We start from the raw sequence: 13484 nt of genomic DNA on the forward strand, positions 1-13484 counted from the left end.
TTTATGGCGTTAAAAGCAACAATATATAAGGCAGACCTGAATATTGCCAATATGGATGAGCATATCTATGCAGATTATCAACTGACACTGGCACTGCATCCATCTGAAACCATTGAGCGTTTAATGGTTCGTATCCTTGCTTATGCGCGTTTTGCCGATGAGCGTCTGGAATTTACCAAAGACCTGTTTGAAACAGATGAGCCTGCTTTATGGCAAAAAGATCTTACGGGGCTGTTAGAAAAGTGGATTGAAGTGGGTTGCCCATCGGAAGATAAAGTCAAAAAGGCCAGTGCCCGTTGTAAGCAGGTGGCTGTCGTGACGTATGGCTCGCAAGCAGACGACTGGTGGCAGAAGAATAGCAAGATTAACACCTTAAGCAATGTACAAGTGTGGCAATTGGCTCCTCAAGCCACACAAGCGCTTGAAGGCTTATGCGAACGGACCATGCAATTACAGCTGAATATCATGGATGGCGAATGGATCTTGCTCAGCGATAAAGGTCAGGTCGACATTCAATGGCAACAATTGCAATAATCTTGGTTTGAGTAATTTGGAGAGATAGAAATGAGCGCAGAATTAGAAATTATTGATTTAAAAGTCGGTGAAGGTAAAGAAGCGGTGAAAGGTGCCTTAATTACCACGCACTATACCGGATGGCTGGAAGATGGCACCCAATTTGATTCTTCACTGGATCGCGGCAACTATTTTGAAACCGTGATTGGCACAGGCCGTGTGATCAAGGGTTGGGATCAGGGCATTATCGGCATGCGCGTGGGTGGCAAGCGTAAACTGATTGTGCCAGCACATTTGGCTTATGGCGCGCGTAAGATTGGAAAGATTATTCCGGCCAATGCCAATCTGACCTTTGAGATCGAGCTTTTTGATGTAAAAACTCGCGACGAATAACATTTTTGTAGCGTAGCAATAAAGGTGATTTAGTCTGATTTTTAGCTAAATCACTTTAAAATCAAATACATATTATTATAAATATAATCTTTAAATAACATTATGATTTTTAAATAAATTTCTTTTATCTGAATTATAGAGCAACCCAAGAGAAAAATATTGATTCTCTATACGCTCCTGTATATGTTTGAATGAAAAGCGCAATTTTTGATGATACTGTTGCAAAAACCCATTATTCACTACAGGTCATGATCATTTGTGCTTTGGGTGATTACAGGTGGCGGGGGCAAGACCACTTGTAATTGAACCATGATAAAAAAATAGCATAAGCAACGATAAGAATTTGAGTGAGTAGAGGTGGGTATGAATGATTATTTGGATATCACTGCATCAGAGTTGTTAAGGGAACTGGATCATTTTTTTCTGATTGATACCCATGATGGTGCGGAAACCGGTTTCTGGGTCAATGAAAAAGCTTTAATGGATAAACATTACTGGCTGGATGGTGAATATAAAGTCGAAATTTTGAGATCCTTGCAGCCATCGCATCAATATGCGCCGCATGATTATAAATTGACCCGTTTGGCGACAGGCGAAGATGACAGTAATGTGGTATTACTGGAATATGATGGTGTGCATAAAAAAATATTGACCTTCCGCCGTGGGGAATGGGTGAACCGTTTAAATAAATATTTTTATCAAAAAGAACGGCACTATTTACAGCAGCTCGCAGACGATCCGAATTTTCAGTCCATCCAGTATTAAAGCCAGCCAATCACGATTCGAAAAACTCCTAATGTTGCGTGTCATCTTAGGAGTTTTTAGATTTTTGTTAATAAAACCCCAGTTATCCTGTGATTTATTTCATAAAAAATACTTTTAAGTTTATTTTCAGTTTTTAAAATTATAAATACAATCCATATTCCCAGCTGATCATTTAAATTCTCTGATGTTTCAATAAAGTGTAAGAGGCTTCAGGCATGCTTTGCGATCAGCACATTTCTAATCTTGAGACGATATCTCTATGACCACACGTTTCGTGTCTCCGACCTTAAATACAGTTTTAGGTCTTGTGTTTGGCGTGGTTGCTAGCACCACTACGTTTGCTGCAAAACCAAAAATCGATGCAACCACCTTAACCGTCATTGGCTATCATGAAATCACAGACAGGAAAGATGCGCTGATTCCTAGCTATTCGGTGACGGCACAACAGTTCAGTGAACATATCGACTGGCTCAAGAAGAATGGCTATCACTTTATCAATGTTGATCAGTTGATCAAGGCACATCAGGGCAAGTATCGACTGCCGGCAAAACCGGTGTTGTTGACGGTGGATGATGGTTATCAATCTTTTTACCAAAATGCCTATCCGATTATTCGTGCCAAAAAAATTCCGGTGGTGCTGGCAGTGGTAGGGTCATGGTTAGAACCTAAGGCGGGCCAGAAGGTTGACTTTGGCGGTGAGGAAATTGCACGCAATAAAATCTTGAGCTGGGAAGAGTTGAAAGACATGCAAAATAGTGGTCTGGTGGAAATTGCCAGCCATAGTTACCATTTGCATCAAGGCATTAATGCCAATCCTCAAGGCAATCTGGAGCCTGCCGCGATTGCGCGCATTTATGACCCAAAAAGCAAAAGCTATGAAAGTGATGCAACTTATCAGGCACGTGTCTTTGGTGACCTGAAAAAGAATAATGAGCTATTAAAAGCCCATGGTCTCCGTTCACCGCGTGTCATGGTCTGGCCGTATGGGCGCTATAACATGCAACTGGTACAAGCCGCGAAGCAGCTCGGTATGCCGATTACCATCACGCTGGACGATGGGGCAGATCATGCCAAGCAATCCTTACAGAATATGAGTCGTATCCTGATTCAGGGCAGTATGTCGACCAGTGCACTGGCGCAGGAAATTAAAAACCGTGAACTGAACCTGAACGACAATAATCGTCCGCAAAAAATCATGCATGTGGATCTGGACTATATTTATGATCCGGATGAGAAGCAGCAAGAACGTAATCTCGATCATTTGATTGACCGTATTAATGGCATGGGCGTCAATACCGTTTATTTACAAGCCTTCTCTGACCCGGACGCCAACGGCTCAGCGGATATGGTGTATTTCCCGAACCGTCATATTCCAATGCGTGCAGACTTGTTTAACCGTGTGGCTTGGCAAATCCAGACCCGTACCCCTGTACAGCGTCTCTATGCATGGATGCCATTATTGGCTTGGGAACTGCCTAAAACCGATCCGGTATCCAAAGATCTGGTGGAAACGCAGCAGGCAAAAGAAGGTGACCATTTAAATATGGGCTATATCCGTCTCAGCCCATTCTCGCCAGAAGCGCGTCAAACCATTAAGGAAATTTATCAGGATCTGGCAAAATCGACGCCGTTTGATGGCCTGTTGTTTCATGACGATGTGACCTTGTCGGACTACGAAGATGCGAGCCCAGAGGCTTTGGCTGCTTATGCTAAGCAAGGTCTGCCGACCGACTTGGCAAAGATTCGTGATAATGACGCTGATTTGCAAAAATGGACGGCCTATAAGACACGCTATTTAGATGATTTCGCAATGGAACTGGCAGGAGAGGTGCGTCAATATCAACCTTTCTTAGTGACTGCGCGTAATTTATATGCACAGGTGGCGTTAAATCCTTATGCAGAAAACTGGTATGCCCAGTCGTTGGAGCAATCACTGAATCGTTATGACTTTACCGCGATTATGGCCATGCCTTATATGGAGCAATCTGAGAATCCGGAAAAGTTCTACAGTGATATTTTAAATCGTGTGAAAAAATATCCAAATGGTGTGAAAAAGACCGTAATGGAGCTACAGGCCATTAACTGGCGCAATAATGAAAAAGTGCCTTCCGAAGAAATGTCAGCGACCATTAAGTCTCTATATGAGCAGGGCGCGATGCATATTGCCTATTATCCTGACGATCCGATCAAAGGGCATCCAGATGTAGAAACAATGCATAAGGCTTTTAGTCTAAAATCATCTCAATTAGTACCATAGTCGAGTAATGTAGATGAGTTGGCTTGCTTTATTGTGGTCTTATGCCATTAAGTTTGTTTTTTACTATCCCTTGTTCATGTCGTATTTGTGGATGGTCGGGGCAATTATTTTCTACTGGAAAGAGCGTCAGGATCCGCCTTATCAGCAACCTGCTGCTTTAGCTGAGTATCCAAAAGTTGCGGTTTTGGTTCCCTGCTTTAATGAAGGGGACAATGCTGAAGAAACCATTAGCCATGCACTGAAACTGGACTATCCCAATTTTGAAGTGATTGCGATTAATGACGGCAGTTCTGACAATACCGGTGAAGTACTGGATCGCTTGGCGACCCAGTACGACAAATTGCGCGTGGTCCATTTAGCGCAAAATCAGGGTAAGGCCATGGGGCTGCAAGCAGGCAGTCTGATGACCGATGCAGAATTCCTGATCGGGATTGATGGCGATGCATTGCTCGATCCCCATGCTGCTAAATGGATGATACGACACTTTCTGGAAGATCCAACGGTTGCAGCGGTAACAGGTAATCCACGAATCCGTACCCGTTCGACCTTGCTTGGACGGATTCAGGTGGGCGAGTTTTCTTCAATTGTCGGCATGATCAAGCGTGCCCAGCGTACTTTTGGCCGTTTATTTACCGTATCTGGGGTGATTACCGCCTTTCGTAAAAGTGCGGTGCATCAGGTGGGCTACTGGTCACCGAACATGCTGACCGAAGATATTGATATTACCTGGAAACTGCAACGTGCCGGTTGGGATGTGCGTTTTGAGCCGAATGCGCTGGTGTGGATTTTAATGCCTGAAACCTTAAACGGGTTGTGGAAGCAGCGCTTGCGTTGGGCGATGGGCGGGGCACAGGTGCTGGTCAAGAATATTGATGTCTTCCTGAAACCAAAATTAAATTTTTTATGGCCGTTGATGTTTGAGCTGTGTTTGACACTCGTTTGGTCATATTTGATGCTTATTATGGCGGTGATCTGGTTATTGCATTTCGTGCTTGCGATACCGGCACTGGCAGTGGTCAGCTCTCCATTTTTACCATATGGCAGTGGAATTTTATTGGGGGCCACCTGTCTAATTCAGTTTGCTTTAAGCAAATGGATGGATAGTCGTTATGAGCCAAACTTAGGGAAAAATTATTATTGGATGATTTGGTACCCGTTTGTGTTTTGGTTAATCACGATTACTGCTACAATCGTCGCCTTTCCAAAGGTCCTGTTGCGTAATGATGAAAAGCGTGCCCGTTGGATTAGCCCAGATCGTGGAATTCGTTGAATCGCAAAGATTCATTTTGCTGAGTAATAAGCAATGAAAGCAGACAGTTTGATTATTGATATACGTCGCCAGCTCCCATGGCATAAACGTTATTTTTCGACCACCACCACCGCAATGATGTGGGCAGTCTGGTTGTTATTATGGCGTCCCTTTATTTTGGTCTGGGTCTTGATTGAATTACAAAAGGCCCATATTGCCCAGCGTTTGATGTCGGCATTGAGTGACGGCATTGAGCATGGTGTCACGGCCCTGTTTATGTGTGCAGTTGCCTTATTGCTTTGGGGACTGTTACCGGCCAAACGTGTACATCAAAAACATGTAGTGGAAAAGACACTGCCTGATTATGCACGTTATTTTGAGCTACCTGAGCAAGAAATTCAGGCAGGGCGTCAGCAGAAGGTCAGTATCGTACATCATGATGAGAATGGTAAAATTATTCGGGTGGAATAATCTTTACGGTTTTAGAGTGAATGCCTGAGTCTTTTCTCGGGCATTTTTATTTTATCTTCCTAAATTTCAGGCATAAAAAAACCAGCTTACGCTGGATCTTTATTTGCACCATCTTTCATTCGCTGAAAAATGGTGCCCGAGGCCAGACTCGAACTGGCACGCTTTGTGGGCGGGGGATTTTAAATCCCCTGTGTCTACCGATTTCACCACTCGGGCATGTGCGCAATAATAGAGGACACTTTAAAACTTGGCAAGAGTAAAACTCACTATTTGCTTTTTTTTCAAGCGATTCAGAAGTTTGTCTGATGAAAATTAAGCAGTGTCATATAACTTTCATGATTCTTTCATCAAACTGAGATTAAAGCTTCATGTTGGCGAATTAACTTTACTCATTTATTTAAACCAATAAAAGTAAAGGTAGCTATCCAAATGACAGCAAAAATTTCACGGCGGGAACTCATTCAAAAAAGTCTATTCGGTTTCGGGGCGTTGTCTTTAACTGCGGGGTTGACGGGCTGTAACGACAGCTCAGATCAAGAGACAGCAACATTGCAAGTGAATTTTGAACATGGGGTTGCCAGTGGTGATCCATTGCAGGATCGCGTGATCTTGTGGACACGCTTGACGCCAAGTGAGAGTAGTGCGCGTCTGCAAGTGACCTGGGAAATCGCTTTAGATCAGCAATTCAAGCAAATCATTAAAACCGATAAAGTCATAACAACGGCAGCCTATGATTTTACCGTAAAGGTCGATGCCACAGGTTTAAAAGCAGATCAAAGCTATTTCTACCGTTTTATCTTCGGCGATAAGATTTCTCCTATCGGTCAAACCAAGACCTTGCCCAGCAGTGCGACAAAAGTCAGTTTTGCGGTATGTTCATGTTCTTATTATCCGGTGGGCTATTTCTATGTATATCGTGAAATGGCCAAACAAAATGTCGATGTGGTGATTCATCTGGGCGATTATATTTATGAATATGGTGCAGATGGTTATGCAAAAGATGAAGCTGTTCGTAAACTTGAAGCAGATAATAATACGGAAATTATCAAATTAAATGATTATCGCAAGCGTTATGCGCTGTATCGTAAAGATAAAGACTTGCAGGCATTACATCAACGTCATCCGTTTATTGTCGTCTGGGATGATCATGAGTTAGCCAATGACGCATGGCGAGAAGGGGCGGAAAATCATACTGAAGAAACTCCACAAGCAAAGAATGAAGGTAAGTTTTTAGAAAGAAAGTTGGCGGCTTTACAGGCTTATTTTGAATGGATGCCGATTCGTCCAGTGGATGAGCAACATACCAAGATTTATCGCCAGTTTGACTTTGGCGGGCTGGTGAATTTGATGATGCTGGATACCCGTATTATTGCGCGTGATCAACAACTGGATTATGCCGACTATATGACAGCAAATGGTTTGGATATTGCCAGATTCCGGGCAGATTTAACCAGTCCGGCGCGAACCTTAATCGGTGAAACCCAACGCGAATGGTTATTGGGAAATCCACAGCAGGGTGTCACAGGCGTTTTGCCAAGCTCTACCGCGACGTGGAATGTGCTGGGCCAGCAAATTCTCATGACCAAGATGCTGGTGCCTGCTGAGTTATTATTTGCATTGGCAGAAATTACTTCAGGAAAGCCAAGTACGGGCACCTTAGAAAAGATGAATGCGCAGATTGCCGAGCTGATGACCCTGAAAATCCGTTTACAGAATGGTGATCCGACGTTAACCGCACAAGAAAAAGCACGTGTTCTGACGGTAGCACCGTATAATCTGGATGCATGGGACGGTTATTTTGCCGAGCGTGAGATTGTGTATGCTGTTTTGGCACAACTCAAGAAAAAAGTTGTGGTGCTGGCAGGGGATACCCATAATGCATGGGCCTCAAATTTATACAGTAAAGATGGGGCATTTGTTGGGGTAGAGTTAGCCACCAGTTCAGTGTCTTCACCAGGGCTGGAAAAGTACCTGAATATTCCTTTGGCCCAGTTGCAGCAATTTGAATTTGCCTTTACCACCTTGATTGATGAGTTGAATTACTGCAACTTAAATCAAAGAGGTTATTTAATGGTTCAATTTGATACAGCGCAGGTTCAGTCACAGTGGATTTATCTGGATTCGATCAAAAAGTCTGACTATGCGGTTGATCAGAGCCGTGGCTATCAGTTAACACTGGATAAAAACTTAGTCGCAGTCAGAACAGGGCAGCAAGTGGCTTAAGTTTCAAGCGTGGTGGGAAGCCAAGTCAATGTACTTGGCTTTTTTATGATATTCCAAATTTCAGGCATAAAAAAACCAGCTTACGCTGGATTTTTATTTGCACCATGTTTCATTAGCTGAAAAATGGTGCCCGAGGCCAGACTCGAACTGGCACGCTTTGTGGGCGGGGGATTTTAAATCCCCTGTGTCTACCGATTTCACCACTCGGGCTTTACCAATGGAGGCGGAGGTCGGAATCGAACCGGCGTACACGGAGTTGCAGTCCGCTGCATGACCACTCTGCCACCCCGCCATCTCTTGGTGATGCACATATTAGCAATCTTTTAAAAAAAAACAATAGTGTTTATCGCGAATATGCACATAAAAACAACATCTAAAAGAATATTGCTCAAATTATCATGTATTATTTACCCAATTCATTCATACCCACTTTGGAGATGTGCTGTGGCATTGGTTTTAGACGGTCGTGCATTAGCAAAACAGATTGAAACGGATTTGTTGGTACGTGTAGAAGCATTAAAAGCAAAATCGGGACGTACCCCAATCTTGGCCACCATTCTGGTTGGCGATGATGGTGCATCTGCAACTTATGTGCGTATGAAGGGTAATGCCTGCCGCCGTGTCGGTATGGATTCGCTTAAGGTTGAGCTTCCAAAAGAAACCACAACTGAACAGCTTTTGGCTGAAATTGAAAAATTAAATGCCAATCCTGATGTTCACGGGATCCTGTTGCAACATCCTGTGCCTGAACAAATTGATGAAAGAGCATGTTTTGATGCAATTTCACTGGCAAAAGATGTGGATGGGGTGACTTGTTTAGGTTTTGGTCGTATGGCGATGGGCGAAGCCGCTTATGGTTCAGCGACTCCAGCGGGTATCATGACCATTTTGCAAGAAAACAAGATTGAAATCGCAGGTAAGCATGCAGTAGTTGTCGGCCGTTCTGCTATTTTGGGTAAACCGATGGCGATGATGCTGTTACAAGCCAATGCAACTGTGACGATTTGCCACTCTCGTACACAAAACTTAGCGGAACTGGTGAAACAGGCCGATATTATTGTGGGTGCAGTGGGTAAAGCTGAACTGATCCAAAAAGACTGGATCAAGCAAGGCGCAGTTGTGGTGGATGCCGGTTTCCATCCACGTGATGGTGGCGGTGTAGGTGATATCCAGTTGGTGGGTATTGAAGAGATTGCTTCAGCTTATACCCCAGTGCCGGGTGGCGTGGGTCCGATGACGATTACCACCTTGATTCGTCAAACTGTAGAAGCTGCTGAAAAAGCATTAGGATAAGCATTGATAACCCCTCGCCAAGAGGGGTTTTTTTAGAACTAAATCTATATGAGTTGTACATTTCAATTTGCCAAGGCGCCTGAGCAATTGCTGAAGGCATTGCATGAGGTCATTCCAAACACCGACTTGCTGGCACAACAGTTACCTGAAACGCCGATTTCACTGTGGTTGATTCCTCCGGTATTTCCAACAGACCGTTTAGATGATGAAGTGATTCGACGCATCTGGAATGAAACACCGTACTGGATTTTTTGCTGGGCGTCTGGTCTGGCCATGGCGCAATGGTTATTGGCAGAGCCGCATCATGTTAAAGATAAAGTGGTGCTGGACTTTGGTGCTGGGTCGGGTGTAGTTGCCATTGCAGCAAAAATGGCGGGTGCGAAGCGGGTGATTTGCTGTGATATTGATCCGGTCAGTCTGGCATCATGTCGGGAGAATGCATTATTGAATGATGTGGAGCTGGAATATCTGGATGATTTGTATCAGTCTGGGCAAGTTGATGTATTGTTAGCTGCAGATGTGCTCTACGATCAATGTAATCGTTTCTTTCTGGATGAGTTCCTGAAGTTTGCCCCTGAAGTGTGGGTGGCAGATAGTCGGGTAAAGAACTTTAGTCATCCGCAATATCTAAAAATTGACGAGCGCAGTGCCACTACCTGGCCAGATCTGGATGAATCAAAAGAATTCCGTAATGTGAGCTTTTATCGAACCAAATAACATCAGGCAGGTTCAGGATGAGCTTATCGGATGGTTAAATATAAAATCTTAACACAGCACGACCCAAGCCCATGTTAAAACATAGAAGATCGGTAATGACGTTGTAAGATGGCATTAAATAGAACATAAATGGAGCATCCTATGGGAATTGAACACGTTGACGATGGTAAACACGGCGCTTTTAAGTTGTTCGAAGGCGAGCTACTGGCAGGTGAAATGGCATATACCTGGGCGGGAGATGCTATGCTCATTATTGACCATACAGATGTCGATGATCAATTTCGTGGGCAAGGTGTAGGGCATAAGCTGTTAAAGGAGTTGATTGCCTTTGTGCGTGAACGTCAGGTGAAAGTCATTCCTTTATGTCCGTTTGCAAAATCGGTGTTTGATAAAGATCTCTCGATTCATGACGTTTTAAAATAATAAAAAAGGATATCTCCAGTGCCGGGGATATCCTTTGTTTAAACAATCGGCCTGATTAAGAACAGCTGTAACGTACCACTTTTAAGGTGGCAGGACGGGCTTCAAGTGCCTGACGAGTTGCATAACCTTCGCTATTGTTGAAATCTGGCGAGTTTGATAGGCCAAAAGTTGCGCGACTGTTACCGAGCTTGACGCCATATTGTTCTTGTTGGGTCGGATTCATAATTTCATTGACGCTAAGCACTGAAATTTTGTAGTTTTTTTCTGCACCTAAGACCTGTTTGCAGGCATGTTGTAACTTTTTCTCATCAATATCACGATTGCTATGTGCTGCCAGTGTGTAGGCAATCGTTGCCGAAGTCGTTGTTTTATTTTCAATTTGGTAGCCAGTCACACCATTATATTGATGTGGACTGCTTTGACAGGCTGCAATAAGAAGAGTACCGCTTACAAGAAAGAATAAATTCGTTTTTTTCATATCAATGGTCCTGTTATTTCTGCTTTTAGTATCGCATAAAAACAGTTTTTTATTGTGAGTTATCTTTAAAATACGGGCTATTCATCGTTTTTATGTTCAAAGTTAAAGAAAGAATTTTCGTTTTCGAACAATTTTGCATATAATCTGCCAAGTTTTTTATTTAATACAGAAGTCATTGCTTTTTTGCAGTATTGGAGCCCGTTTTTTAACGGGCATTTAATTTATTGCACTATACACAAGCAAGTCTGGATAGGTATGTCATGATCTCTACAGATAGTCAAAAAAAATACGTGGTTGCATTTGACCAAGGTACAACGAGTTCACGTGCAATCGTATTGGATCACGATGCGAATGTCATCAGTATTGCTCAGCGTGAATTTACGCAAATTTACCCACAACCAGGTTGGGTTGAGCATGATCCTATGGAAATCTGGGCGACGCAAAGTGCAGTATGGGTTGAAGCCTTAGCGCAGGCGAGTATCTCAAGTGATCAGATTGCAGCGATCGGGATTACCAACCAACGTGAAACGACGGTGATCTGGGATAAGCAGACAGGTAAACCTATCTACAATGCAATTGTATGGCAAAGTCGTCAAAGCAATGAGATTTGTAACCAGCTTCGTCAGGATGGCTGGCAAGACTACGTCCGTAAAGTGACGGGTCTGGTGATTGATCCATATTTCTCGGCAACAAAAATCAAGTGGATTCTTGACCGTGTGGAAGGCAGCCGTGAACGCGCAAAGCGTGGTGAATTGTTGTTTGGTACGATTGATACCTGGTTATTGTGGAAACTGACCAATGGTCAGGCTCATGTCACTGACTATACCAATGCATCGCGCACCATGTTATTCAACATTGAAACACTGGAATGGGATGACAAACTGCTTGAAGCTTTGGATATTCCAAAAGCGATGTTGCCAGAAGTGCGTAGTTCTTCAGAAGTTTATGGTTATACCCACACCATTAGCGGTCAGGAAATTGGAATTCCAATTGCCGGAATTGCGGGTGATCAACAGGCAGCCTTGTTCGGTCAAATGTGTGTAGAAGTCGGGCAGGCAAAAAATACCTATGGCACTGGCTGTTTCTTGCTGATGAATACCGGCAAACGTATGGTTCAGTCAGATCATGGTCTGCTAACGACGATTGCATGTGGTCCGCGTGGAGAAGTGAATTATGCACTGGAAGGTGCGGTATTTAATGGTGGTTCATGCGTACAGTGGTTACGTGACGAATTAAAAGCCATTAATGACTCACATGATTCTGAATACTATGCCACCAAAGTTAAAGACAGCAATGGCGTCTACGTGGTGCCTGCATTCACTGGCTTGGGTGCGCCGTATTGGGACCCGACTGCGCGTGGTGCAATTATGGGCATTACCCGCGGTGTCAGCATTGAACATATTATCCGTGCCACACTCGAGTCGATTGCCTATCAAACCCGTGATGTACTGGATGCCATGCAACAGGATTCAGGCGAAAAGTTACGGACCTTACGTGTGGATGGTGGTGTTACTGCCAATAACTTCCTGATGCAGTTCCAGGCCGACATCATGGGGACTTCGGTAGAACGTCCAGCCATGAAAGAAACCACGGGGATGGGTGCTGCATTCTTGGCTGGTTTGGCGGTCGGTTTCTGGTCTGACCTGAACGAATTAAAGAGTAGAATGACCATTGAAAATACCTTTACCCCGGAGTGCGGTCAGGAAGTAACTGAAAAACTGTACAAAGGTTGGTTAAAAGCGGTCGGACGTACTCGTGATTGGGCGGAAGATTAAGTTAAAATAACCCGATTGAGTAACACCTAAAACAATACAGGATGGATGAGCATGAGCTTGATATTGCGCCAACAGAAAACCCTCGAATTAGTGAGAGAACGTGGCTATATCAGTATTGAAGAGCTTGCTCAGCATTTTGATGTGACGCCACAAACCATCCGTCGTGATATCAATCAATTGGCGGATGAGGGATTGTTGCGTCGTTACCATGGTGGTGCAGCGCATGATTCAAGTGTGGAAAATACTGAATATACCATGCGTGTCGGGCATATGCTGGAAGAAAAAAGAACCATTGCAGCGGCTGTCGCTGCAGCCGTTCCAGATCATGCTTCATTATTCATTAATATCGGGACCACAACCGAAGCAATTGCGCACGCATTGTTGAACCATACCGGTTTGCGGATTATTACCAACAACCTTAATGTTGCGAAAATTCTCAGTACCAAAGAGGACTTTGAAGTTCTGATTGCCAGTGGTCGTGTACGTCCGGATGGTGGGGTGATTGGTCAGGCGACTGCGGACTTCTTTAAACAGTTCAAAGCGGATTATGCACTGGTTGGGATTAGTGGCATTGAAGAAGATGGGACTTTGCTAGATTTCGATTTTCAGGAAGTTTGCGTTTCGCAAGAAATCGTTTCAAGTGCACGTCAGGTTTTTCTTGCTGCCGATAGTAGTAAATTTGGGCGTAATGCCATGATTCGTCTGGGTTCACTCAAGCAGGTGGATTGTATTTTTACCGATCAGCAACCGAATGAGGCTTTTATGAAAACCATTCAGGAACTGGATGTTGGTTTGATTATTGCTAAATAAATCTTCATTTTCGAATTCGAAAAATTGTTACTTTTCTTGAGCTAAAGCTATTTGGCTCAGGATGTGTATGAAATTTTTTAATTAAAATTTAAATAATATTTTATAGATTTATTAGAT

At 43.6% G+C, this 13484-nt stretch carries 13 protein-coding genes and 3 tRNA genes; 12 read left to right on the forward strand and 4 right to left on the reverse strand.

Annotation, left to right across the window (positions count from 1 at the left end; all coding sequences use genetic code 11):
* The first annotated feature begins 3 nt into the window (after window positions 1-3).
* From IEV39_RS00225 to pgaD, 6 genes are all read left to right on the forward strand, one after another.
* Entirely contained in the window at window positions 4-534 is a 531-nt protein-coding gene (locus IEV39_RS00225; protein WP_005288347.1) for a YaeQ family protein, read from the forward strand.
* Between the two features lie 30 nt (window positions 535-564).
* Window positions 565-906: an FKBP-type peptidyl-prolyl cis-trans isomerase gene (locus tag IEV39_RS00230; RefSeq protein ID WP_005288344.1), complete on the forward strand. Its 342-nt coding sequence runs from the start codon at window positions 565-567 to the stop codon at window positions 904-906.
* A gap of 363 nt (window positions 907-1269) precedes the next feature.
* On the forward strand, window positions 1270-1671 hold the full coding sequence (locus IEV39_RS00235; RefSeq protein ID WP_005231844.1) for a hypothetical protein: 402 nt from the start codon (window positions 1270-1272) through the stop codon (window positions 1669-1671).
* Between the two features lie 259 nt (window positions 1672-1930).
* Window positions 1931-3928, forward strand: coding sequence for a poly-beta-1,6-N-acetyl-D-glucosamine N-deacetylase PgaB (gene pgaB / locus IEV39_RS00240; RefSeq protein WP_005288343.1), 1998 nt, complete (start codon window positions 1931-1933; stop codon window positions 3926-3928).
* A 13-nt stretch (window positions 3929-3941) separates the two neighbouring features.
* A complete protein-coding gene (gene pgaC / locus IEV39_RS00245; RefSeq protein ID WP_005288341.1) occupies window positions 3942-5198 on the forward strand; it encodes a poly-beta-1,6-N-acetyl-D-glucosamine synthase in 1257 nt (418 codons plus the stop codon).
* Window positions 5199-5231: 33 nt separating this feature from the next.
* Complete coding sequence (gene pgaD, locus IEV39_RS00250) at window positions 5232-5648, forward strand: poly-beta-1,6-N-acetyl-D-glucosamine biosynthesis protein PgaD (protein WP_005231841.1); 417 nt, start codon at window positions 5232-5234, stop codon at window positions 5646-5648.
* Window positions 5649-5778: 130 nt separating this feature from the next.
* Here pgaD and IEV39_RS00255 read toward each other — a convergent pair.
* A tRNA-Leu gene (locus IEV39_RS00255) sits at window positions 5779-5864 on the reverse strand.
* Window positions 5865-6077: 213 nt separating this feature from the next.
* Here IEV39_RS00255 and IEV39_RS00260 point away from each other — a divergent pair.
* Window positions 6078-7871, forward strand: a complete 1794-nt coding sequence (locus IEV39_RS00260; protein ID WP_005288336.1) for an alkaline phosphatase D family protein — start codon at window positions 6078-6080, stop codon at window positions 7869-7871.
* A gap of 124 nt (window positions 7872-7995) precedes the next feature.
* Here the strand turns inward: IEV39_RS00260 and IEV39_RS00265 are convergent.
* Window positions 7996-8081 (reverse strand) — tRNA-Leu (locus tag IEV39_RS00265).
* Window positions 8082-8089: 8 nt separating this feature from the next.
* Window positions 8090-8163 (reverse strand) — tRNA-Cys (locus tag IEV39_RS00270).
* A 152-nt stretch (window positions 8164-8315) separates the two neighbouring features.
* Between IEV39_RS00270 and folD the strand changes: the two genes are divergently transcribed.
* The 3 genes from folD (at window position 8316) to IEV39_RS00285 (ending at window position 10304) form a co-directional block, all read left to right on the forward strand.
* Window positions 8316-9164: a bifunctional methylenetetrahydrofolate dehydrogenase/methenyltetrahydrofolate cyclohydrolase FolD gene (gene folD / locus IEV39_RS00275; protein WP_005231839.1), complete on the forward strand. Its 849-nt coding sequence runs from the start codon at window positions 8316-8318 to the stop codon at window positions 9162-9164.
* 48 nt (window positions 9165-9212) lie between these two features.
* The gene (locus IEV39_RS00280) at window positions 9213-9881 is read left to right on the forward strand and encodes a class I SAM-dependent methyltransferase (RefSeq protein WP_005288333.1); all 669 of its coding nucleotides are present in this window, start codon (window positions 9213-9215) and stop codon (window positions 9879-9881) included.
* A 141-nt stretch (window positions 9882-10022) separates the two neighbouring features.
* Window positions 10023-10304, forward strand: a complete 282-nt coding sequence (locus IEV39_RS00285) for a GNAT family N-acetyltransferase (RefSeq protein ID WP_005231835.1) — start codon at window positions 10023-10025, stop codon at window positions 10302-10304.
* A 55-nt stretch (window positions 10305-10359) separates the two neighbouring features.
* On the opposite strand, the gene IEV39_RS00290 is transcribed toward IEV39_RS00285, so the two are convergent.
* Window positions 10360-10782 carry a hypothetical protein gene (locus IEV39_RS00290; RefSeq protein ID WP_005288327.1) on the reverse strand — a complete coding sequence of 141 codons (423 nt, stop codon included), beginning with the start codon at window positions 10780-10782 and terminating at the stop codon, window positions 10360-10362.
* Window positions 10783-11042: 260 nt separating this feature from the next.
* Between IEV39_RS00290 and glpK the strand changes: the two genes are divergently transcribed.
* Window positions 11043-12557 carry a glycerol kinase GlpK gene (gene glpK, locus IEV39_RS00295; protein ID WP_005231833.1) on the forward strand — a complete coding sequence of 505 codons (1515 nt, stop codon included), beginning with the start codon at window positions 11043-11045 and terminating at the stop codon, window positions 12555-12557.
* 51 nt (window positions 12558-12608) lie between these two features.
* Window positions 12609-13367, forward strand: a complete 759-nt coding sequence (locus IEV39_RS00300) for a DeoR family transcriptional regulator (protein WP_005231831.1) — start codon at window positions 12609-12611, stop codon at window positions 13365-13367.
* The last annotated feature ends 117 nt before the right edge of the window (window positions 13368-13484 follow it).

Origin of the sequence: Acinetobacter courvalinii, assembly GCF_014635545.1 — a bacterium.
GTDB lineage: Bacteria > Pseudomonadota > Gammaproteobacteria > Pseudomonadales > Moraxellaceae > Acinetobacter > Acinetobacter courvalinii.